The organism is Pseudomonas sp. GW822-FHT03F04 (assembly GCF_058801405.1).
Map to the genome: position 1 here is coordinate 347,900 of NZ_JBXANF010000008.1, position 21,584 is coordinate 369,483.

The following is a 21,584-nucleotide window of genomic DNA, read 5'->3' on the forward strand; positions in this document are numbered from 1 at the left end:
GACCTCTTCACTCACCGATCAGGCCTGCGCCTGACCCTCAGCCAGGAAGAACCAGGTTTCCAGCACGGAGTCCGGGTTCAACGAAACGCTTTCGATGCCTTGTTCCATCAGCCACTTGGCGAGGTCCGGGTGGTCCGAAGGACCCTGACCGCAGATGCCGATGTATTTGCCGGCCTTGTTGCACGCGGCAATCGCGTTGGCCAGCAGCTTCTTGACCGCCGGATTACGCTCGTCAAACAGGTGCGCGATGATCCCGGAGTCACGGTCCAGACCCAGTGTCAGCTGAGTCAGATCGTTGGAACCGATCGAGAAACCGTCGAAGAATTCGAGGAATTCTTCGGCCAGGATCGCGTTGGACGGCAGTTCACACATCATGATCACGCGCAGGCCGTTGTCGCCACGGGCCAGGCCGTTTTCGGCGAGCAGATCGACCACCTGGCTGGCTTCGCCCAGGGTACGGACGAACGGCACCATGATTTCGACGTTGGTCAGGCCCATCTCGTTGCGCACGCGTTTCAGCGCACGGCACTCGAGTTCGAAGCAGTCACGGAACGATTCGCTGATGTAACGCGACGCGCCACGGAAGCCCAGCATCGGGTTTTCTTCTTCCGGCTCGTACAGTTTGCCGCCGATCAGGTTGGCGTATTCGTTGGACTTGAAGTCCGACAGACGCACGATGACCTTCTTCGGTGCGAACGCCGCCGCCAGGGTGCTGATGCCTTCAACCAGTTTTTCGACATAGAAGCCGACCGGATCGTCGTAACCGGCGATGCGCTTGTCGACGCTGTCCTTGATTTCCTGCGGCAGGCCGTCGTAGTTCAACAGCGCTTTCGGGTGGACGCCGATCATGCGGTTGATGATGAATTCCAGACGGGCCAGGCCCACACCGGCGTTCGGCAGTTGCGCGAAATCGAAGGCGCGGTCCGGGTTGCCGACGTTCATCATGATCTTGAACGGCAGCTCCGGCATGGCGTCGACGGAGTTCTTCTTGATGTCGAAGCCCAGTTCGCCTTCGAAGATGTAACCGGTGTCGCCTTCGGCGCAGGACACGGTCACGCCCTGGCCATCTTTCAACAGCTGGGTGGCGTTGCCGCAACCTACAACGGCTGGAATCCCCAGTTCACGGGCGATGATCGCCGCGTGGCAGGTACGGCCGCCGCGGTTGGTAACGATGGCGCTGGCGCGCTTCATGACCGGTTCCCAGTCCGGGTCGGTCATGTCGGAGACCAGCACGTCGCCCGGCTGGACTTTGTCCATCTCGGACACGTCGCGGATGATCCGCACCTTGCCGGCGCCGATGCGCTGGCCGATGGCACGGCCTTCCACCAGCACGGTGCCGGTTTCTTTCAACAGGTAACGTTCCATGACGTTGGCCTGAGTGCGGCTCTTCACGGTTTCCGGACGGGCCTGCACGATGTACAGCTTGCCGTCGTCACCGTCCTTGGCCCACTCGATGTCCATCGGGCAGCCGTAGTGCTTCTCGATGATCATCGCCTGCTTGGCCAGTTCGCTGACTTCAGCGTCGGTCAGGCAGAAACGCGCACGCTCGGCCTTGTCGACATCAACGGTTTTCACGGAACGACCGGCCTTGGCCTCGTCGCCGTAGATCATCTTGATGGCCTTGCTGCCCAGGTTGCGGCGCAGAATCGCCGGACGACCGGCCTCCAGCGTGCCCTTGTGGACATAGAATTCGTCCGGGTTCACCGCGCCTTGTACGACGGTTTCGCCCAAGCCGTAGGCGCCGGTGATGAACACCACGTCACGGAAGCCGGATTCGGTATCGAGGGTGAACATCACGCCGGCGGTGCCGGTTTCCGAACGCACCATGCGCTGCACCCCGGCCGACAGGGCGACCAGTTTGTGGTCGAAGCCCTGGTGCACGCGGTAGGAAATGGCACGGTCGTTGAACAGGGAAGCGAACACTTCCTTGGCCGCGCGAATGACGTTTTCAACGCCACGGATGTTCAGGAAGGTTTCCTGCTGACCGGCGAACGATGCGTCCGGCAAGTCTTCGGCGGTGGCGGAGGAACGCACGGCCACGGCCACGTCAGGATTGCCGGCCGACAGCGCGGCGAACGCGGTGCGGATCTCGGCATTCAGTTTTTCAGGGAATTCGGCTTCCATGATCCATTGGCGGATCTGGGCGCCGGTCTTGGCCAGGGCATTGACGTCATCGACGTCCAGGGCATCGAGGGCCTTGTGGATCTGATCGTTCAGACCGCTCAGTTCCAGGAAGTCGCGATAGGCCTGCGCCGTCGTGGCGAAGCCGCCGGGGACCGAAACACCGGCACCGGCCAGGTTACTGATCATCTCGCCCAGGGATGCGTTCTTGCCCCCCACATGCTCAACATCGTGTTTGCCGAGCTTATCGAGGGAAACTACGTACTCTACCAAGGTGATCTCTCCACTAACTGTGTTGGAAAAGCTCAGAAACCGGCGGCTCGGGGGAGCGTTGGCCGGCTGTATGGCCTGGACCTGGAAAATAAGTGAGAATGCGGGCCAATGGCGGCCGGCAAATCGCGCCTATCATATCCAAGATTCGTCACTAGCTTAAGGCCCAAGGTGCAAATGAAACGATCTGCTTTCTTTATCTCCGATGGCACCGGCATCACCGCCGAAACCCTGGGTCAAAGCCTTCTGGCGCAGTTCGAAAACATTACCTTCAGCAAATTCACGCGGCCCTACATCGACAGCGTGGAAAAAGCGCGGGCCATGGTACAACAAATCGACAAAGCCGCTGAAACCGACGGTTTCCGGCCGATCATCTTCGACACCATCGTCAATCAGGACATTCGTGAGATTCTCGCAACCTCCAATGGTTTCATGATCGACATCTTCTCGACCTTCCTCGCCCCGCTCGAGCAGGAACTGACCGAGCATTCTTCCTACACCGTCGGCAAATCCCATTCGATCGGTCATAACTCCAATTACATGGAGCGGATCGAGGCGGTGAACTTCGCCCTCGACAACGACGACGGCGCCCGCACCCACTATTACGACAAGGCCGACCTGATACTAGTGGGCGTGTCGCGTTGTGGTAAGACGCCGACGTGTCTGTACATGGCGATGCAGTTCGGCATCCGCGCGGCCAACTATCCGCTGACCGAAGACGACATGGAACGCCTGCAACTGCCGGCTGCCCTGCGCGCCCACCAGCACAAGCTGTTCGGCCTGACCATCGACCCGGACCGCCTCACCGCGATCCGCAACGAGCGCAAGCCCAACAGCCGCTATTCGAGCTACGCCCAGTGCGAATTCGAAGTGCGCGAAGTGGAGAACCTGTTCCGCCGCGAGAACATCCCGCACATCAACTCCACGCATTTTTCGGTGGAAGAGATTTCGGCGAAGATCCTGGTGGAAAAAGGTGTGGAGCGGCGGTTCAAGTAACCCCCTGGCTCCTCAACCTGTACGCACGCTGAATGAACTAACGCAAAGTCCTCGCGGGCGGTGTTTTTTACGCCCCTGTAACATTCCGAAATATACAATCCGCGCAAGTTGCGTATCCGGCCCGAAACCGGATGCGCCAACCCTCTCGACCCGGCGAACTCACCGGGTCCGCAGCATCCACTTCCTGCTTGAAGTCATGGAATGAGCGCCCGCTCGTTCCCGGGTGCGCAATGCAGACAGAAGCTACGCTCAGACAGCCGCGCCTCCATTCAGAACGCTGCAGGACTCACTGCTTATGAATAAAGTGTTCCGTCACTACATCCCGGCCACGACACGGCGCCTGCTGCCCAATCGCTGGGACTTGATCGCCCTGCCGCTGGTGATCGGCTTTTTGCTGTTTTTCTCCATCGGTGCCCGGGAAACCTGGGCCCCGATCGGCTCCCTGCAAAGTGAAGTGGTGTCCCTGGACCCAAGCAACCTGCCCGAATATGCCATGCGCACCACCCTGCGCATGCTCGCGGCGATGGTCGCGGCACTGGTGTTCACCCTGCTCTACGGCACCTTGGCTGCAAAAAGCCGTCGGGCCGAAAAGCTGCTGGTGCCGGTGCTGGACATCCTGCAATCGGTGCCCGTGCTGGGTTACATCTCTTTCACCGTGACCTTCTTTCTATTGTTGTTTCCGGGACGGGTGCTGGGCGCGGAACTCGCCGCGATCTTTGCCATTTTCACCAGCCAGGCATGGAACATGACCTTCAGCTTCTACCAGTCGCTGCGCATGCTGCCGCGGGATCTGGTGGAGGTATCGACCAACCTGCAACTGTCCGGCTGGCAGAAATTCTGGAAGCTCGACGTACCCTTCGCCATGCCCGGACTGGTCTGGAACATGATGATGAGCATGTCCGGCGGCTGGTTTTTCGTGGTGGCGTCCGAAGCGATCACCGTCGGCGACCAGACCATCACCCTGCCGGGGATCGGCTCGTTCCTGGCCATGGCCATCGCGCAAAAAGACATGCACGCGGTGGGCTACGTCATCCTGACGATGGTCGTGGTCATCCTGATCTATGACCAGTTCCTGTTCCGCCCGCTGGTGGCGTGGGCCGACAAGTTCCGCATGGAAAACACCGCATCGCAGACCGCCGCGCCGGAGTCCTGGGTGCTGAATCTGATCCAGCGCACCCGGTTGATCCAGCGCATTTTGCGCCCCGTCACCCGCGTCATCGGCCGGCTCGGCAACATGCGCCTGAGCTTGCCGCGTTCGGCGCGCAAGGTCATGGCCTCGGAAAGTCCCGCCACCACCAAGGCGATTGACTGGATCTGGGGCTCGTTTATCGGGTTGCTGACCGCCTATGCGCTCTACCACATCGCGCTGTACGTCGGCACCGAAGTGACGTTGGCCGAGGTCGGGCATGTGTTGTTGATGGGGTTGTTTACCCTGCTGCGAGTGGCCGGGTTGATCTTCATCGCCTCGCTGATCTGGGTACCGCTGGGCGTGATGATCGGCCTGCGACCGGCGCTGGCAGAAAAGATCCAGCCGCTGGCGCAGTTCCTCGCGGCGTTCCCGGCGAACCTGCTGTTCCCGGTGTTCGTCATTGTGATCCTGCGTTACCAGTTGAACCCGGACATCTGGCTCAGTCCGCTGATCGTGCTCGGCACCCAGTGGTACATCCTGTTCAACGTGATCGCCGGGGCCAGCGCCTTCCCCAATGATTTCAAGGAAGCCGCCGCCAACTTCCGCATTCGCGGCTGGCTGTGGTGGCGCAAGGTCATGCTGCCGGGGATCTTCCCGTATTACGTGACCGGCGCCATCACCGCCTCGGGCGGTGCGTGGAACGCCAGCATCGTCTCCGAATTCGTGTCCTGGGGGCAGGACAAGGTCGTCGCCCACGGCCTCGGCGCCTACATCGCGCAAACCACGGCTGCCGGTGACTTCCCGAAAATCACCCTTGGCGTGGTGGTGATGTCGTTCTTTGTCGTGGCCTTCAATCGCTTGGTCTGGCGGCCGATGTACGCCATGGCCGAAAACAAACTTCGCCTGAACTGACGGGATTCGATGTGATGAATACCTTTACCGAACACGCTGGCGCCACACCCGAAATCTACTCGCTCACCAACGTCAACCGGGTGTTTGGCAAGGGCAAGGACGAGCTGCAAGTGCTCAGCGGGGTCGACCTGGCCCTGCACGAAGGCGAGATCGTCGGCATGCTCGGCCGCTCCGGCTCGGGCAAATCGACCCTGCTGCGGATCATCGCGGGCCTGATCGAGCCTTCGTCCGGCGAAGTCCTGTATCACGGCAAACCGCTGGACGGCCCGGCCGAAGGCGTGGCCATGGTGTTCCAGACCTTTGCGCTGTTCCCGTGGCTGACCGTGCTGGAAAACGTCGAAGCCGGCCTGCAAGCCCTGCAAGTCGAACGCAAAGAAGCGCGCAAGCGTGCCTTGGCCGCCATCGACCTGATCGGCCTGGACGGTTTCGAAAACGCCTACCCTCGCGAATTGTCCGGCGGCATGCGCCAACGTGTGGGTTTCGCTCGCGGACTGGTGGTCAACCCGACGCTCCTGCTGATGGACGAGCCCTTCTCGGCACTGGACGTGTTGACCGCCGAAACCCTGAGAAACGACCTGCTGGACCTGTGGAGCGGCAAGCAGCTGCCGATCAAATCGATCCTGATCGTGACCCACAACATCGAAGAAGCGGTGCTGATGTGCGACCGCATTCTGGTGCTGTCGTCCAACCCCGGGCGGCTGGTGGCGGAAATCAAGGTGCCCTTCGCCCACCCGCGCAATCGCCTGGACCCGGCCTTCCGGCAGATGGTCGATGACATTTACGCGCAGATGACCGACCGCCGCAGCGCCGACGCCAGCAGCGGCAAACCCGAGCTGAAGATCAGCAGCCCGCTGCAGGAAGTGTCCACCAACCTGATGGCCGGCCTGATCGAAACCCTCGCGGCCGAACCCTACAACGGCCACGCCGGCCTGCCCACCGTGGCCGAGCGGCGCTTGCTGGAAGTGGACGACCTGTTTCCGGTGGCCGAGATGCTCGAATACCTGGGCTTCGCCGAACTCAAGGGCGCCGACATCACCCTGACCGACGCCGGCAAACTGTTTGCGGACTACGGCACCCAGGAACGCAAGACCCTGTTTGCCGAACATCTGATCCGCTACATACCGCTGGCCGCACGCATCCGCCAGGTGTTGCTGGAACGCAACGGCCACCGGGCGCCACGGGTGCGTTTCGAGCAGGAACTGGAAGATTCGCTGACCGAAGCCTTCGTCGAGAAAAACCTGGAAATCGTGATTGCCTGGGGCCGTTATGCGGAGATTTTCTCCTACGACGACCATACCGAAACGTTCAGCCTGGAGGACGTCGAGGGCAGCCTGTAGCCCTCGACCATCCCGGCGATTCAGATCACGAACAGGTCGACAAAACGGTTGACCGGCGTCGCCTCAAGTCGCGCCTGATCCTTGCACAGCGCAAGGATCTCGGCGCTGCGCTGGCCGGTGAAACGCGTGGCCAGGTTCGCCCTGAACTTGTCCTCCAACAACGGAATGCCCTCGGCCCGGCGCCGACGGTGACCGATCGGGTATTCCACCACCACGTTCTCCGTGCTGGAACCGTCCTTGAAAAACACCTGCACCGCGTTGGCAATCGAGCGTTTGTCGGCTTCGAGGTATTCACGGGTGAAACGCGGCTCTTCGACGATGACCATTTTTTCGCGCAGCACATCGATGACCGGATGCGCCGCGTGGAAATCGTCCTCGTACTGCTCCGCCACCAGATTGCCGAACGCCAGCGGCACGGCAGTCATGTACTGGATGCAGTGGTCGCGGTCGGCGGCGTTGGCCAGCGGCCCGACCTTGGAAATGATGCGGATCGCCGATTCGTGGGTGGTGATGACGATCCGATCGATTTCATGCAGACGATTGCGCACCTGCGGATGCAGGGTCACGGCGGCTTCGCAGGCAGTTTGCGCGTGGAATTCGGCGGGGAAGCTGATCTTGAACAGCACGTTTTCCATTACGTAACTGCCGAAGGGTCGCGAGAAGCTGAAGGCGCGTTTGTCTTCAGGCTTGAGCGCCAGGTCGTTATTGGTGTGGCTGAACAGCACGTCGTAGAAACCCCACTGTTTGGCCGTCAACACGCCGGGAATGCCCATTTCGCCACGCATCGCGATATCCGCCAGACGCACGCCACGACTGGACGCATCCCCCGCCGCCCAGGATTTACGTGAACCGGCATTCGGCGCATGGCGGTAAGTGCGCAACGCCTGACCGTCGGCGAACGCGTGGGACAACGCCGACAACAGTTGCTCGCGATTGGCACCCATGAGTTTGGCGACAACCGCCGTTGAAGCCACTTTCACCAGAATCACGTGGTCGAGGCCTACACGGTTGAAGGAGTTTTCCAGCGCGATCACGCCCTGAATCTCGTGGGCCATGATCATTGCTTCGAGCACATCACGCACCGTCAGCGGCGCCTCGCCATTGGCCAGACGCTTTTGCGACAAGTGATCGGCCACCGCAAGAATCCCGCCGAGGTTGTCCGACGGATGCCCCCATTCGGCGGCGAGCCAGGTGTCGTTGTAATCCAGCCAGCGCACGATGCAGCCGATGTCCCACGCGGCTTTTACCGGGTCGAGGCGATAGGAGGTGCCGGGGACTCGCGCGCCGAACGGCACGACAGTGCCTTCAACGATGGGGCCAAGGTGTTTGGTGCATTCGGGGAAACGCAGGGCCAGCAGGCCGCAGCCCAGCGTGTCCATCAGGCAGTTGCGGGCGGTGTCGAGGGCTTCGGCAGATTCGATCTTGTAGGTGAGGACGTAATCGGCGATGTCCTGCAGGACACGGTCGTAGTCGGGGCGGTTGTTCAGGTCGACGTTGGCGCTCATGTTCGATTCACTCTTGAAAGTGGTTCGTTGATGGGACCTCGGTTCAGGGCTAATTTTTCTTGTTATTGAAATGTGTAAAGCGCTGAGAGCGATCAGGTTCGCTCTCAGCGACTGTGCGTTAGAACGAATCTCCAGGCACGCGGACGAAACCTTCCATCAGTACCCGCGCACTACGGCTCATGATCGCTTTCTTCACAACCCATTCGCCGTTTTCAAGGCTGGCCTCAGCCCCCACGCGCAACGTCCCGGACGGATGCCCGAACCGCACGGCATTGCGTTCAACGCCGCCGGCCGCCAGATTCACCAAGGTGCCGGAAATGGCTGCGGCGGTGCCGATCGCCACTGCGGCGGTTCCCATCATCGCGTGGTGCAGCTTGCCCATCGACAACGCCCGCACCAACAAATCCACATCCCCGGCGGCTATCGCCTTGCCACTGGACGCCACGTAATCCGCAGGTTTGGCGACGAAGGCCACTTTCGGCGTGTGCTGACGCTTAGCCGCTTCATCCAGATTGCTGATCAGCCCCATGCGCAACGCACCGTAGGCACGAATGGTCTCGAACATCTGCAAGGCTTTCGGATCGCTGTTGATCGCGCTCTGCAGTTCGGTGCCGGTGTAACCGATGTCTTCGGCATTGACGAAGATCGTCGGGATACCCGCGTTGATCATGGTCGCCTTGAACGTACCGACACCCGGCACTTCCAGCTCATCGATCAGGTTGCCGGTGGGGAACATCGAGCCACCGCCGCCCTCTTCTTCCGCCGCCGGGTCCATGAATTCGACCTGTACTTCGGCGGCCGGAAAGGTCACGCCATCGAGTTCGAAATCACCGGTTTCCTGGACTTCGCCGTTGGTGATCGGCACGTGGGCAATGATCGTTTTGCCGATATTGGCCTGCCACACGCGAACCACCGCCACGCCGTTGTGCGGAATGCGGCTGGCGTCCACCAGACCGTTGCTGATGGCGAACGAACCGACCGCCGCCGACAGGTTGCCGCAGTTGCCGCTCCAGTCCACGAACGGCTTGTCGATGGACACCTGACCGAACAGGTAATCGACGTCGTGATCGGCCTTGATGCTTTTCGACAGGATCACGGTTTTGCTGGTGCTGGACGTGGCGCCGCCCATGCCGTCGATCTGTTTGTCGTACGGGTCGGGGCTGCCGATTACCCGCAGCAACAGCGCATCGCGGGTCGGGCCGGGAATCTGCGCCGCTTCGGGCAGATCCTTGAGACTGAAAAACACGCCTTTGCTGGTGCCGCCGCGCATGTAGGTGGCGGCGATTTTGATTTGGGGGGCGATTTGCGGTGCGTGAGCCATGGTGCTCCTTAACGAAAGCATGGGACTTGAAGTCCCATACCCACATCGATTGATTTAAACGGCAACCGCCGACTCTTCGAGGAAGTCCTGGGCGAAGCGTTGCAGCACGCCGCCGGCCTCGTAGATCGACACTTCTTCAGCGGTGTCGAGGCGGCAGGTCACCGGCACTTCGACGCGTTCGCCGTTCTTGCGATGGATCACCAGCGTCAGGTCAGCGCGTGGCTTGCGCTCGCCGATCACGTCGTAGGTTTCGCTGCCGTCGATGCCCAGGGTCTTGCGGTCGGTGCCGGGTTTGAATTCCAGTGGCAACACGCCCATGCCCACCAGGTTGGTGCGGTGAATGCGCTCGAAACCTTCGGCGGCAATCGCTTCCACTCCCGCCAGACGCACGCCTTTGGCTGCCCAGTCACGGGACGAACCCTGGCCGTAGTCGGCGCCGGCGATGATGATCAGCGGCTGCTTGCGCTCCATGTAGGTTTCGATGGCTTCCCACATGCGCATCACTTTGCCTTCCGGCTCCACACGCGCCAGCGAACCCTGTTTGACCTTGCCGTTTTCCACGACCATTTCGTTGAACAGTTTCGGGTTGGCAAACGTCGCGCGCTGCGCGGTCAAGTGGTCGCCACGGTGGGTCGCGTAAGAGTTGAAGTCCTCTTCCGGCAGGCCCATTTTCGCCAGGTATTCGCCGGCGGCGCTGTCGAGCATGATCGCGTTCGACGGTGACAGGTGATCGGTGGTGATGTTGTCCGGCAGCACCGCCAGCGGGCGCATGCCTTTGAGCGGACGTGCCCCGGCCAGCGCGCCTTCCCAGTACGGCGGACGGCGGATGTAGGTGCTCATTTCGCGCCAGTCGTAAAGCGGGGTGACTTTCGGGCCGGTGTCTTCATGGATGGCGAACATCGGAATGTAGACCTGACGGAACTGCTCCGGCTTCACCGAGGACTTCACCACCGCGTCGATTTCTTCGTCGCTCGGCCAGATGTCCTTCAGACGGATTTCCTTGCCGTCGACCACGCCGAGCACGTCTTTTTCAATGTCGAAACGGATGGTGCCGGCAATCGCGTAGGCCACCACCAGCGGCGGCGACGCGAGGAACGCTTGCTTGGCGTACGGGTGAATCCGGCCGTCGAAGTTGCGGTTGCCGGACAGCACAGCGGTCGCATACAGGTCGCGGTCGATGATCTCTTGTTGAATCACCGGATCCAGCGCGCCGGACATACCGTTACAGGTGGTGCAGGCAAAGGCGACGACGCCGAAACCGAGTTGCTCCAGCTCCGTGGTCAGCCCCGCTTCATCGAGGTACAGCGCCACGGTTTTCGAGCCCGGCGCCAGCGACGACTTGACCCAGGGTTTGCGGGTCAGCCCGAGCTGGTTGGCGTTGCGCGCCAGCAGGCCGGCGGCGATCACGTTGCGCGGGTTGCTGGTGTTGGTGCAGCTGGTGATGGCGGCGATGATTACCGCGCCGTCGGGCATTTGCCCCGGCACGTCTTCCCACTGACCGGCGATGCCTTTGGCCGCCAGATCCGACACCGCCACACGGGCGTGCGGGTTGCTCGGGCCGGCCATGTTGCGCACTACCGAGGACAGATCGAAGGTCAGGCCGCGCTCGTATTGCGCGCCTTTCAGGCTGTCAGCCCACAGACCGATCTGCTTGGCGTATTGCTCGACGAGCTGCACTTGCTGGTCTTCGCGACCAGTGAGTTTCAGGTAGTCGATGGTCTGCTGGTCGATGTAGAACATCGCCGCCGTGGCGCCGTATTCCGGGGCCATGTTGGAGATGGTCGCGCGGTCGCCGAGGGTCAGCGCGGAAGCGCCTTCGCCGAAGAACTCCAGCCACGCGCCGACCACTTTTTGTTTGCGCAGGTACTCGGTCAACGCCAGCACCATGTCGGTGGCGGTGATGCCCGGTTGCAGCTTGCCGGTCAGTTCGACGCCGACGCTTTCCGGCAGGCGCATCCACGACGCGCGGCCGAGCATCACGCTCTCGGCTTCGAGACCACCGACACCAATGGCAATCACGCCCAGCGCATCGACATGCGGGGTGTGGCTGTCGGTGCCGACGCAGGTGTCCGGGAACGCCACGCCGTCGCGCACCTGAATCACCGGAGACATTTTCTCCAGGTTGATCTGGTGCATGATGCCGTTGCCCGGCGGGATCACGTCGACGTTCTTGAACGCCTTCTTGGTCCAGTTGATGAAGTGGAAACGGTCTTCGTTGCGACGGTCTTCGATGGCGCGGTTCTTCTCGAACGCCTGCTTGTCAAAACCGCCCGCTTCCACCGCCAGCGAGTGGTCGACGATCAGTTGCGTCGGCACCACCGGGTTGACCTGCGCCGGGTCGCCGCCCTGCTGGGCAATCGCGTCGCGCAAGCCGGCCAGATCCACCAGCGCGGTCTGGCCAAGAATGTCGTGGCACACCACGCGGGCCGGGAACCACGGGAAGTCGAGGTCGCGTTTGCGCTCGATCAGTTGCTTCAGGGAATCAGTGAGCGTGGCCGGGTCGCAGCGACGCACGAGGTTTTCCGCCAGCACGCGAGAGGTGTACGGCAGGGTGTCGTAGCTGCCGGGCTGGATCGCATCGACAGCCGCGCGGACGTCGAAAAAGTCCAGCGGCGTGCCGGGCAGGTTCTTGCGAAATTCTGTGTTCATCGGTCAGGACTCGGTCACGGTAGTTTCAAAGAGGGGGCGCCTGTACCGGCGCCCTCCCCGGTCAGCGCTGTTCGATTGGCACGAACTTGCGCTGTTCGACGCCGACATACTCGGCGCTTGGACGGATGATGCGGTTGTTGGCGCGCTGTTCGAACACGTGCGCTGCCCAGCCGGTCAGGCGCGAGCAGACGAAGATCGGGGTGAACAGCTTGGTCGGGATGCCCATGAAGTGGTACGCCGAGGCATGGTAGAAGTCGGCGTTGGGGAACAGTTTCTTTTGCTCCCACATGGTCTTGTCGATGGCTTCCGAAACCGCGAACAACACCTTGTCGCCCACTTCGTCGGCGAGTTTTTTCGACCAGCCCTTGATCACCTCGTTGCGTGGATCGCTGTCCTTATAGATCGCGTGGCCGAAGCCCATGATCTTGTCCTTGCGCTCGAGCATGCCGAGGGTGCCTTTGATCGCCTCTTCCGGCGACGAGAAACGCTCGATCATTTCCATCGCCGCTTCGTTGGCACCGCCGTGCAGCGGGCCGCGCAGCGAACCGATGGCCGCCGTGACGCAGGAATACAGGTCGGACAGGGTCGAAGCGCACACCCGAGCGGTGAAGGTCGAAGCGTTGAACTCGTGTTCGGCGTAGAGGATCAGCGACACGTTCATCACCTTGACGTGCAGCTCGCTCGGCTTCTTGTCGTGCAGCAGATGCAGGAAGTGACCGCCGATGGACGGCTCGTCCGTCACGCAGTTGATGCGTTTGCCGTCGTGGCTGAAGCGATACCAGTAGCACATGATCGCCGGGAACGCGGCCAGCAGGCGGTCGGTCTTGTCGCGTTGCTCGGAGAAATCCTTCTCCGGCTCGATGTTGCCAAGGAACGAGCAACCGGTGCGCATCACGTCCATCGGATGGGCGTCGGCGGGGATGCGTTCCAGCACTTCTTTCAGCGCTTGCGGCAGGTCGCGCAGCTTGCTCAGTTTGCTCTGGTAGTCAGCGAGTTGTGCCTTGGTCGGCAGTTCTCCGTAGAGCAGCAGGTACGCGACTTCTTCAAATTGTGCGTCTGCCGCCAGTTCGCGCACGTCGTAGCCGCGATAGGTCAGCCCGGCACCGGCCTGGCCCACGGTGGACAGTGCGGTTTGCCCGGCAACCTGGCCCCGGAGCCCGGCGCCACTGAGTACTTTTGCTTCGGCCATTGTTGTCTCCAATCTTGAATTTGTTAGGGAGTACGGTTGCGGCTTACTTCTTCGCCGCAAACAACGCGTCGAGCTTCTGCTCGAAGGTGTGGTAATCGATGCGATCGTAGAGCTCCATGCGAGTCTGCATGGTGTCGATGACATTCTGCTGGGTGCCGTCGCGGCGGATCGCGGTGTAGACGTTTTCCGCGGCCTTGTTCATCGCGCGGAACGCCGACAGCGGGTACAGCACCAGCGACACATCGGCACCGGCCAACTGCTCGGTGGTGTACAGCGGCGTCGAGCCGAACTCGGTGATGTTGGCCAGGATCGGCACTTTCACGCGGTTGGCGAACAGCTTGTACATGTCCAGTTCCGTGATGGCTTCCGGGAAGATCATGTCGGCGCCGGCCTCGATGCACGCAGCGGCGCGATCCAGTGCCGACTCCAGACCTTCAACGGCCAGCGCATCGGTGCGAGCCATGATCACGAAGCTGTCGTCGGTGCGGGCATCGACGGCAGCCTTGATGCGGTCGACCATTTCCTGCTGGGTGACGATCTCTTTGTTTGGACGGTGGCCGCAGCGTTTGGCGCCGACCTGGTCTTCGATGTGGATCGCCGCGGCGCCGAACTTGATCATCGACTTCACGGTGCGGGCCACGTTGAACGCCGAGGCGCCGAAACCGGTGTCCACGTCCACCAGCAGCGGCAGGTCGCAGACATCGGTGATGCGGCGCACGTCGGTCAGCACGTCATCCAGGCCGGTGATGCCCAGGTCCGGCACGCCGAGGGAACCGGCGGCTACCCCGCCACCCGAGAGGTAAATCGCCTTGAAACCGGCGCGCTTGGCCAGCAGCGCGTGGTTGGCGTTGATCGCGCCGACCACTTGCAACGGATGTTCGCTGGCGACCGCATCGCGGAAACGCTGGCCTGGAGTGCTCTTGTTGGAACTCATGACTCACCTCGTTCAGTGGCTGTCTTATTGTCGGCGCCGTCCTGGTAATGACGGGCGATGTTGCGTTTCGAGGCGCCGATGTGGCGGCGCATCAACAATTCCGCGAGTTCGCCGTCACGGTCGGCGATGGCATCGAGAATCCGGTGGTGTTCGGCAAAGGCCTGGCGCGGGCGGTTGGGCGTGGTGGAGAACTGAATGCGGTACATGCGCACCAGTTGATAGAGCTCGCCGCAGAGCATCTGGGTCAGGGTGCGGTTGCCGCTGCCCTGGATGATCCGGTAGTGAAAGTCGAAATCGCCTTCCTGCTGGTAGTAGCCGACGCCGGCCTGGAACGCGGCATCGCGTTCGTGGGTTTCCAGCACCCGGCGCAGTTCGTCGATTTCTTCGACGCTCATGCGTTCAGCCGCCAGACGGCAGGCCATGCCTTCGAGGGATTCGCGGATTTCGTAGAGTTCGAGCAGTTCGGCGTGGCTCAGCGACACCACCCGCGCACCGACGTGCGGCACGCGCACCAGCAGGCGCTGGCCTTCGAGCCGGTGAATTGCCTCGCGCAGCGGCCCGCGACTGATGCCGTAGGTGCGCGCCAGTTCCGGCTCGGAGATCTTGCTGCCCGGGGCGATCTCGCCTTTGACGATGGCGGCCTGGATACGTCGGAAGACGTTTTCGGACAGGGTTTCCGAATCGTCGCCGCTGATGACCGGGGGATCGAGTTGATCCAGCATATTGTCGACACCTTGAAAACCAATGCGGCAAAAACTAGCGAATCAGCCTTCATCAGTCAAAGGATAAATGGATATTGTCGACAATCGTCTAATAACCCCCAGCATCAACCCCAAGGGTTATAGACCCGCTCGGGCGCTGGCGCCATAAAACCACCGTGCTAGAATGCCGCCCGCATTTGCTGGTCACTTGCACGGCTTGTCATAAAAAGCTGATAGGCACACGAAGGCGCGCGCAGACAGGATCTCCTGACGCCGTGGCCCTGAACCGAGAACGGACCGCTGCTCGCCAGGATTTATGAGACTCAAGCCCTTCCCCACCTTTTTCTATCTGTTTTGCCTGCCCAGCCTGGCTGTGGCGGGGGAAAAGACTGTGTACGGCCTCAACGAATACGCCGCCCTCGACGGGATCAACCTGGAAGTGGCGGCCAAACTCGACACCGGGGCGAAAACCGCCTCCCTGAGCGCTCGCGACATCAAACGCTTCAAGCGCAACGGCGAGTCCTGGGTGCGTTTCTACCTGGCCATCGACGCCGCGCATTCGCACCCGATCGAACGGCCGCTGGCCCGGGTCAGCAAGATCAAGCGCCGCGCCGGCGACTACGACCCGGAAGAAGGCAAGAAGTACACCGCCCGCCCGGTGATCGAGCTGGATATCTGCATGGGCACGGCAATGCGCAGCATCGAAGTGAACCTGACCGACCGCAGTGCGTTCCAATACCCGCTTTTGATCGGCTCCGAGGCGCTGAAACGCTTCGATGCGCTGGTCGATCCCAGTCTTAAATACGCTGCCGGCAAACCCGCCTGCGCCATCGCCGCTCATACCGCCGAGTAATTTCCATGCGTTCTCTAACCTTCCACCTGAAAATCCTGATCACCATTCTGGTGCTCCTGGGCGTTTCGGTTACGGCCTATCAGATTTTCGTGCTCGGCATCCCGGTGACCGAAGACGCCACCGACGACTTGTGGAACATCGACGCCAAGGTCGAGTTCGTCGCCAGCACCAAGGATCCGGTGAAGATCCAGATGTTCGTGCCGCCCCTGAGCCGCGATTACGTCAGCCTCAATGAAAGCTTTATCTCCAACAACTACGGCGTGGCGGTCAACCGTGTCGACGGCAACCGCAAGGTCACGTGGTCGGCGCGCCGGGCCAAGGGCAACCAGACCCTTTATTACCGTCTGGTGCTGACCAAGCGCTACACCGCTGAAAAAACCAAGATCAAAGGTCCGACCTTCCGCGACAGCATCGCCATCGAAGGCCCGGAAAAAATCGCCGCCGAAGCCCTGCTTGCGCCGATCCGCCAACACTCGGCCGACGTCGAAACCTTTATTGGCGAGGCAATCAAACGCGTCAACAACGTCAACGACGACAACGTGAAACTGCTGCTGGCGGGCGATCCGTCGACGCCGCACAAGGCGAAAATCGTCGAACTGCTGCTGTCCATCGCCCACGTGCCGGTGGAAAAGGTCCACACCATCCGCCTCGTCGCCGATCAGCCGCAAACCCCTGAACTGTGGCTGCGCAGCTTCAATGGCACCGACTGGCTGTACTTCAACCCGGAAACCGGCGAACAAGGCCTGCCGACCGACCGTCTGCTGTGGTGGAGCGGCGATGAAAACCTGATCACCGTCGACGGCGGCAAGAAAGCCAACGTGACCTTCAGCCTGAACAACAGCGAGATGAACGCGATTCGTCTGGCCAAGCTGACCGACGAAAACACCGACGCCAACTTCCTCGAATACTCGCTGTACGGCCTGCCGCTGCAAACCCAGCAGACGTTCATGATCATGGTGATGATCCCGATCGGCGTGCTGGTGATCCTGATCCTGCGCAACCTGATCGGCCTGCAGACCCTCGGCACGTTCACTCCGGTGCTGATCGCCCTGGCCTTCCGCGAAACACAGCTGGGCTTCGGCATCCTGCTGTTTACCGTGATTACGGCGCTGGGCCTGTCGCTGCGTTCGTATCTGGAACACCTGAAGCTGCAAATGCTGCCGCGCCTGTCAGTGGTGTTGACGTTCGTGGTGGTGCTGATCGCGGCGATCAGCCTGTTCAGCCACAAGCTCGGCCTGGAACGCGGCCTGTCGGTGGCGCTGTTCCCGATGGTGATTCTGACCATGACCATCGAACGCCTGTCGATCACCTGGGAAGAACGCGGCGCCAGCCATGCCTTGAAAGTGGCGATCGGCACGCTGTTCGCGGCGTCCCTGGCGCACCTGATCATGACCGTTCCGGAGCTGGTGTACTTCGTGTTCACCTTCCCGGCGATCCTGCTGATCCTGGTGGGCTTCATGCTGGCCATGGGTCGCTATCGCGGTTATCGCCTGACCGAACTGGTGCGCTTCAAGGCTTTCCTGAAGAAGGCTGACGCCTGATGTTCGGTTTCTGGAAGACCTGGAAGGCCCTGGAAGCCCGGGGCATCATGGGCATCAATCGGCGTAACGCGGACTACGTGCTCAAGTACAACAAGCGCAGCCTGTACCCGATCGTCGATGACAAGATCATCACCAAGGAACGCGCGATCAAGGCCGGTATTCATGTGCCGGAACTGTATGGCGTGATTTCCACGGAGAAGGAAATCGACAATCTCGACGAGATCATCGGCGGGCGCAGCGATTTCGTGATCAAGCCGGCCCAGGGCGCCGGCGGTGACGGCATCATCGTCATCGCAGACCGTTTCGAGGGTCGCTATCGCACGGTATCGGGCAAGATCCTCACTCACGAAGAGCTCGAGCATCACATCTCCAGCATCCTCACCGGCCTGTATTCGCTGGGCGGCCACCGCGACCGGGCGCTGATCGAATACCGGGTGACCCCGGACCAGATCTTCAAGAGCATCAGCTACGAAGGCGTGCCGGACATCCGCATCATCGTGCTGATGGGCTACCCGGTGATGGCCATGCTGCGCCTGCCGACCCGTCAGTCCGGCGGCAAGGCCAACCTGCACCAGGGCGCCATCGGCGTCGGGGTCGACCTGGCGACCGGTCTGACCCTGCGCGGCACCTGGCTGAACAACATCATCGCCAAACACCCGGACACCACCAACGCGGTGGACGGCGTGCAACTGCCCTACTGGGACGGTTTCATGAGGCTCGCGGCCGGTTGCTATGAGCTGTGCGGGCTGGGCTACATCGGCGTGGACATGGTGCTGGACCAGGAGAAAGGCCCGCTGATTCTCGAGCTGAATGCGCGACCGGGGCTGAATATCCAGATTGCCAACGACTGCGGCCTGACCTCGCGCACCCATGCGGTAGAAGCGCATCTGGAAGACCTCAAGGCACGTGGCGTGACTGAAACGGTTGAAGAGCGCGTGGCGTTTGCTCAGGAGTTGTTTGGGCATATTCCGGCGGTCGAGGGCTGAGTCGCGTTACCTGCCTCCGATCTGCCAATCCCCGACATCCCCTCTAGGAGCAATTCCCCGAGGGGACTACAATCCCCACCCCGCCTCGATGGCCGATCTGCCCCGCCCATGTTGACCTGTTCCGTACACCCGCTGCCCTACCGCGCCAACCCCGCCGACTATTTCGCGGCCGTCCGCCATGCGCCCGGCGCCGTGCTGCTCGACAGTGGCCGGCCGAGTGCCGACCGTGGCCGTTATGACCTGCTCAGCGCCTGGCCGCTGGAACAACTGGCGGTGTTGCCGGACGAGCGCGGCGAGAGTTTCCTGCAACGCCTGCGGGATAATCTGACGCGATTGGGCGACGCGCAATTGCCTGACGCCTATGAACTGCCGTTCGCCGGTGGATTGATCGGTTACCTGAGCTACGACTTCGGCCGGCATCTGGAAAACATGCCGAGTCAGGCGCTGGATGATCTGCAGCTGCCGGATGCGCGTTTTGGTCTGTACGACTGGGCTTTAATCAGTGATCACCACAAGGCCACCAGTCAGTTGGTGTTTCACCCGTCGGTCAGCGCTAGCGAAAAACAACGCCTGATCGATGTGTTCAGCCAACCGGCAGTCGGCAAGCTGACCCCGTTCAAGCTGAACAGCCCGATGGCAGCCGACCTCTCGGCCGATGAGTACCGCCAAGCACTCGAACGCATTCATCAATACATCCAGGCCGGGGACTGCTATCAGGTCAATTTCGCCCAGCGTTTTCGCGCGCCGTGCCAGGGCGATCCATGGCTGGCCTACTGCAAATTGCGCGAAGCCTGCCCGACACCGTTTTCCGGATTCCAGAACCTGCCCGACGGCAATGCGGTGCTGAGCCTGTCGCCCGAGCGCTTCGTCAAAGTCAGCCAGCGTCAGGTGGAAACCCGCCCGATCAAGGGCACCCGCCCCCGAGGCGCGACCCCGGCCGAAGACGCCGCCAACGCCGCCGAACTGCTGGCCAGCCCCAAAGATCGCGCGGAAAACCTGATGATCGTCGACCTGCTGCGCAACGACCTGGGCCGCACCTGCCGAATCGGCTCGGTGCGGGTGCCGGAGTTGTTCAGCCTGGAAAGCTATCCGAACGTGCATCACCTGGTCAGCAGCGTGACCGGCGAACTGGCGGATGATCGCGATGCCCTGGACCTGATTGCCGGCAGCTTCCCCGGCGGCTCGATCACCGGAGCGCCGAAAATCCGCGCGATGCAGATCATCGACGAACTGGAACCGACCCGACGTGGGTTGTATTGCGGCTCGTTGCTGTACCTGGACGTGCGCGGCGAGATGGACAGTTCCATCGCCATTCGCAGCCTGCTGGTGAAGGATGGACAGGTGTGCTGCTGGGGCGGTGGCGGGATTGTGGCCGACTCGGATTGGGAGGCGGAGTATCAGGAGTCGATCACCAAGGTCAGGGTCCTGCTCGAAACCTTGCAGAACCTCTGACGCTTGCGGCGAGGGTGGTTGCGCCCTCGCCACAGCATGACTTACAGGCTCAAGTCGCGATTCGAAGCCTTGAGAAACTCCTGCTTCAATTCGCCAAAGCTGTGCACCGCCGGAAACTGCGGGAATTCCCGAATCACGTTATCCGGCGCATGGAACAGAATCCCCGCATCCGCTTCGCCCAGCATGCTGGTGTCGTTGTAGGAATCCCCCGCCGCAATCACCCGGTAATACAAGCTTTTGAAGGCCAGGACCGACTGACGTTTCGGATCTTTCTGACGCAACTGATAGCTCGTCACCCGCCCGCTTTCGTCAGTAATCAGACGGTGGCAGAGCAAGGTCGGGAAGCCCAGCTGACGCATCAGCGGCTGGGAAAACTCATAAAACGTGTCCGACAGAATCACCACCTGAAACCGCTCGCGCAGCCAGTTGACGAACTCCACCGCACCGTCCAGCGGCTTGAGGGTGGCGATCACTTCCTGAATGTCTGAAAGCTTGAGGCCATGCTCGTCGAGGATGCGCAGGCGCTGTTTCATCAGCACGTCGTAGTCGGGAATGTCCCGGGTGGTGGCCTTGAGCGATTCGATTCCGGTTTTTTCGGCGAAGGCGATCCAGATTTCCGGTACCAGCACCCCTTCAAGATCAAGACAGGCAATTTCCACAGGACACTCCGTTTGTAATGTTTATTGAGTCGAGCGAGCCCGAACTCTAGCGGCTCGTTCCGGGCCACGCAACGCAGAGTGGCCCCCGGCCTGCGCCGCTTTTTGTTAACATCGCCGCCATATAGAGCGCCCAGCGCCACCGACCTGTAGGAAGCCGCCCTGATGAGCCCAACGTTCGACGTCGTGGAACTCGCCACGACCTATGCCAACAAATCCGCGCAAGACATCCTCAAGCTCGCGTTCGCCGAGTTCGGCGATGACCTGTGGATATCTTTCAGCGGCGCCGAGGATGTGGTGCTGGTGGACATGGCCTGGAAGCTGAACAAGAACGTCAAGGTGTTCAGTCTCGACACCGGCCGTCTGCACCCGGAAACCTATCGGTTCATCGACCAGGTGCGCGAGCACTACAAGATCGACATCGAACTGGTCTCGCCGGACTACACGAAACTCGAACCGTTCGTGAAGGAAAAAGGCCTGTTCAGCTTCTACAAGGACGGCCATGGCGAGTGCTGCGGCATCCGCAAGATCGAGCCGCTGCGTCGCAAACTGTCCGGCGTCAAGGCCTGGGCCACCGGCCAGCGCCGCGACCAGAGCCCTGGCACCCGGAGCGCCGTGGCGGTGATGGAAATCGATACAGCGTTCTCCACCCCGGAGCGCACCCTGTACAAATTCAACCCGCTGGCACAGATGACCAGCGAGGAAATCTGGGGCTACATCCGCATGCTGGAGCTGCCGTACAACAGCCTGCATGAGCGCGGATTCATCAGCATCGGCTGCGAACCGTGCACCCGCCCTGTGCTGCCAAACCAGCACGAGCGCGAAGGCCGCTGGTGGTGGGAAGAGGCGACCCAGAAAGAATGCGGGTTGCATGCCGGGAATATCATCAGCAAGGCGTAAACCGTTCGACCCACAGTTGTCTCTGCCAGACATGAAAAATGTGTACACAAGAATGTCACCATCGGTGCCATTTATGTGTGCACTTTTCATTTCTGCGCCCTGAAAAGTTACATCCCGCTCCCAAAGCGATCC

The 21,584-nt window shown here is 61.3% G+C and carries 16 protein-coding genes; 8 read left to right on the forward strand and 8 right to left on the reverse strand.

All coding sequences use genetic code 11. The features are described from left to right. Window positions 1-18: 18 nt before the first annotated feature. Window positions 19-2,394 (reverse strand): phosphoenolpyruvate synthase, encoded by a 2,376-nt coding sequence (gene ppsA, locus AC1RMX_RS20810; RefSeq protein ID WP_096822520.1) that lies wholly within the window; start codon window positions 2,392-2,394, stop codon window positions 19-21. Between the two features lie 174 nt (window positions 2,395-2,568). Here ppsA and ppsR point away from each other — a divergent pair, with 174 nt between their 5' ends. From ppsR to AC1RMX_RS20825, 3 genes are all read left to right on the forward strand, one after another. After that, a complete protein-coding gene (gene ppsR, locus AC1RMX_RS20815; protein ID WP_096822521.1) occupies window positions 2,569-3,387 on the forward strand; it encodes a posphoenolpyruvate synthetase regulatory kinase/phosphorylase PpsR in 819 nt (272 codons plus the stop codon). A 295-nt stretch (window positions 3,388-3,682) separates the two neighbouring features. Continuing rightward, on the forward strand, window positions 3,683-5,428 hold the full coding sequence (locus tag AC1RMX_RS20820; protein ID WP_096822522.1) for an ABC transporter permease: 1,746 nt from the start codon (window positions 3,683-3,685) through the stop codon (window positions 5,426-5,428). A gap of 14 nt (window positions 5,429-5,442) precedes the next feature. Continuing rightward, a complete protein-coding gene (locus tag AC1RMX_RS20825) occupies window positions 5,443-6,765 on the forward strand; it encodes an ABC transporter ATP-binding protein (RefSeq protein WP_192560165.1) in 1,323 nt (440 codons plus the stop codon). 20 nt (window positions 6,766-6,785) lie between these two features. Here the strand turns inward: AC1RMX_RS20825 and prpD are convergent, their stop codons facing one another. From prpD to AC1RMX_RS20855, 6 genes are all read right to left on the reverse strand, one after another. Then, window positions 6,786-8,270 (reverse strand): 2-methylcitrate dehydratase, encoded by a 1,485-nt coding sequence (gene prpD / locus AC1RMX_RS20830; RefSeq protein ID WP_102622612.1) that lies wholly within the window; start codon window positions 8,268-8,270, stop codon window positions 6,786-6,788. Between the two features lie 118 nt (window positions 8,271-8,388). After that, the gene (prpF, locus tag AC1RMX_RS20835) at window positions 8,389-9,591 is read right to left on the reverse strand and encodes a 2-methylaconitate cis-trans isomerase PrpF (protein ID WP_493072905.1); all 1,203 of its coding nucleotides are present in this window, start codon (window positions 9,589-9,591) and stop codon (window positions 8,389-8,391) included. A 54-nt stretch (window positions 9,592-9,645) separates the two neighbouring features. Beyond that, window positions 9,646-12,240: a Fe/S-dependent 2-methylisocitrate dehydratase AcnD gene (acnD, locus tag AC1RMX_RS20840; RefSeq protein ID WP_493072906.1), complete on the reverse strand. Its 2,595-nt coding sequence runs from the start codon at window positions 12,238-12,240 to the stop codon at window positions 9,646-9,648. 61 nt (window positions 12,241-12,301) lie between these two features. After that, on the reverse strand, window positions 12,302-13,429 hold the full coding sequence (prpC, locus tag AC1RMX_RS20845; protein ID WP_096822527.1) for a bifunctional 2-methylcitrate synthase/citrate synthase: 1,128 nt from the start codon (window positions 13,427-13,429) through the stop codon (window positions 12,302-12,304). 43 nt (window positions 13,430-13,472) lie between these two features. Further along, window positions 13,473-14,363: a methylisocitrate lyase gene (gene prpB, locus AC1RMX_RS20850; protein ID WP_192560160.1), complete on the reverse strand. Its 891-nt coding sequence runs from the start codon at window positions 14,361-14,363 to the stop codon at window positions 13,473-13,475. Continuing rightward, window positions 14,360-15,082, reverse strand: a complete 723-nt coding sequence (locus tag AC1RMX_RS20855) for a GntR family transcriptional regulator (RefSeq protein WP_169432611.1) — start codon at window positions 15,080-15,082, stop codon at window positions 14,360-14,362. The genes prpB and AC1RMX_RS20855 overlap by 4 nt, the downstream gene beginning before the upstream one ends. 298 nt (window positions 15,083-15,380) lie before the next feature. Here AC1RMX_RS20855 and rloA point away from each other — a divergent pair, with 298 nt between their 5' ends. From rloA to pabB, 4 genes are all read left to right on the forward strand, one after another. Next, complete coding sequence (gene rloA / locus AC1RMX_RS20860; RefSeq protein ID WP_096822528.1) at window positions 15,381-15,917, forward strand: retropepsin-like aspartic peptidase RloA; 537 nt, start codon at window positions 15,381-15,383, stop codon at window positions 15,915-15,917. A 5-nt stretch (window positions 15,918-15,922) separates the two neighbouring features. Beyond that, window positions 15,923-17,458, forward strand: a complete 1,536-nt coding sequence (gene rloB, locus AC1RMX_RS20865; protein ID WP_096822529.1) for an osmotic stress tolerance membrane protein RloB — start codon at window positions 15,923-15,925, stop codon at window positions 17,456-17,458. Then, the gene (locus AC1RMX_RS20870) at window positions 17,458-18,444 is read left to right on the forward strand and encodes an alpha-L-glutamate ligase-like protein (protein ID WP_096822530.1); all 987 of its coding nucleotides are present in this window, start codon (window positions 17,458-17,460) and stop codon (window positions 18,442-18,444) included. Before rloB ends, AC1RMX_RS20870 begins: the two co-directional genes overlap by 1 nt. 108 nt (window positions 18,445-18,552) lie before the next feature. Continuing rightward, window positions 18,553-19,896: an aminodeoxychorismate synthase component I gene (pabB, locus tag AC1RMX_RS20875; RefSeq protein WP_493072908.1), complete on the forward strand. Its 1,344-nt coding sequence runs from the start codon at window positions 18,553-18,555 to the stop codon at window positions 19,894-19,896. A 41-nt stretch (window positions 19,897-19,937) separates the two neighbouring features. On the opposite strand, the gene thrH is transcribed toward pabB, so the two are convergent. Next, window positions 19,938-20,555, reverse strand: coding sequence for a bifunctional phosphoserine phosphatase/homoserine phosphotransferase ThrH (gene thrH / locus AC1RMX_RS20880; protein WP_096822532.1), 618 nt, complete (start codon window positions 20,553-20,555; stop codon window positions 19,938-19,940). A 162-nt stretch (window positions 20,556-20,717) separates the two neighbouring features. On the opposite strand from thrH, the gene AC1RMX_RS20885 reads away from it, so the two are divergent. Further along, entirely contained in the window at window positions 20,718-21,452 is a 735-nt protein-coding gene (locus AC1RMX_RS20885; RefSeq protein ID WP_007960132.1) for a phosphoadenylyl-sulfate reductase, read from the forward strand. The last annotated feature ends 132 nt before the right edge of the window (window positions 21,453-21,584 follow it).

Excerpts from the sequence above, each read along its gene's own strand:
- prpC (WP_096822527.1), bottom strand. The coding sequence starts at position 13,429 with ATGGCCGAAGCAAAAGTACTCAGTGGCGCCGGGCTCCGGGGCCAGGTT.
- AC1RMX_RS20825 (WP_192560165.1), top strand. The coding sequence starts at position 5,443 with ATGAATACCTTTACCGAACACGCTGGCGCCACACCCGAAATCTACTCG.
- AC1RMX_RS20870 (WP_096822530.1), top strand. The coding sequence starts at position 17,458 with ATGTTCGGTTTCTGGAAGACCTGGAAGGCCCTGGAAGCCCGGGGCATC.
- prpD (WP_102622612.1), bottom strand. The coding sequence starts at position 8,270 with ATGAGCGCCAACGTCGACCTGAACAACCGCCCCGACTACGACCGTGTC.
- rloB (WP_096822529.1), top strand. The coding sequence starts at position 15,923 with ATGCGTTCTCTAACCTTCCACCTGAAAATCCTGATCACCATTCTGGTG.
- AC1RMX_RS20885 (WP_007960132.1), top strand. The coding sequence starts at position 20,718 with ATGAGCCCAACGTTCGACGTCGTGGAACTCGCCACGACCTATGCCAAC.
- pabB (WP_493072908.1), top strand. The coding sequence starts at position 18,553 with ATGTTGACCTGTTCCGTACACCCGCTGCCCTACCGCGCCAACCCCGCC.
- AC1RMX_RS20820 (WP_096822522.1), top strand. The coding sequence starts at position 3,683 with ATGAATAAAGTGTTCCGTCACTACATCCCGGCCACGACACGGCGCCTG.
- rloA (WP_096822528.1), top strand. The coding sequence starts at position 15,381 with ATGAGACTCAAGCCCTTCCCCACCTTTTTCTATCTGTTTTGCCTGCCC.
- acnD (WP_493072906.1), bottom strand. The coding sequence starts at position 12,240 with ATGAACACAGAATTTCGCAAGAACCTGCCCGGCACGCCGCTGGACTTT.
- ppsR (WP_096822521.1), top strand. The coding sequence starts at position 2,569 with ATGAAACGATCTGCTTTCTTTATCTCCGATGGCACCGGCATCACCGCC.
- prpB (WP_192560160.1), bottom strand. The coding sequence starts at position 14,363 with ATGAGTTCCAACAAGAGCACTCCAGGCCAGCGTTTCCGCGATGCGGTC.
- prpF (WP_493072905.1), bottom strand. The coding sequence starts at position 9,591 with ATGGCTCACGCACCGCAAATCGCCCCCCAAATCAAAATCGCCGCCACC.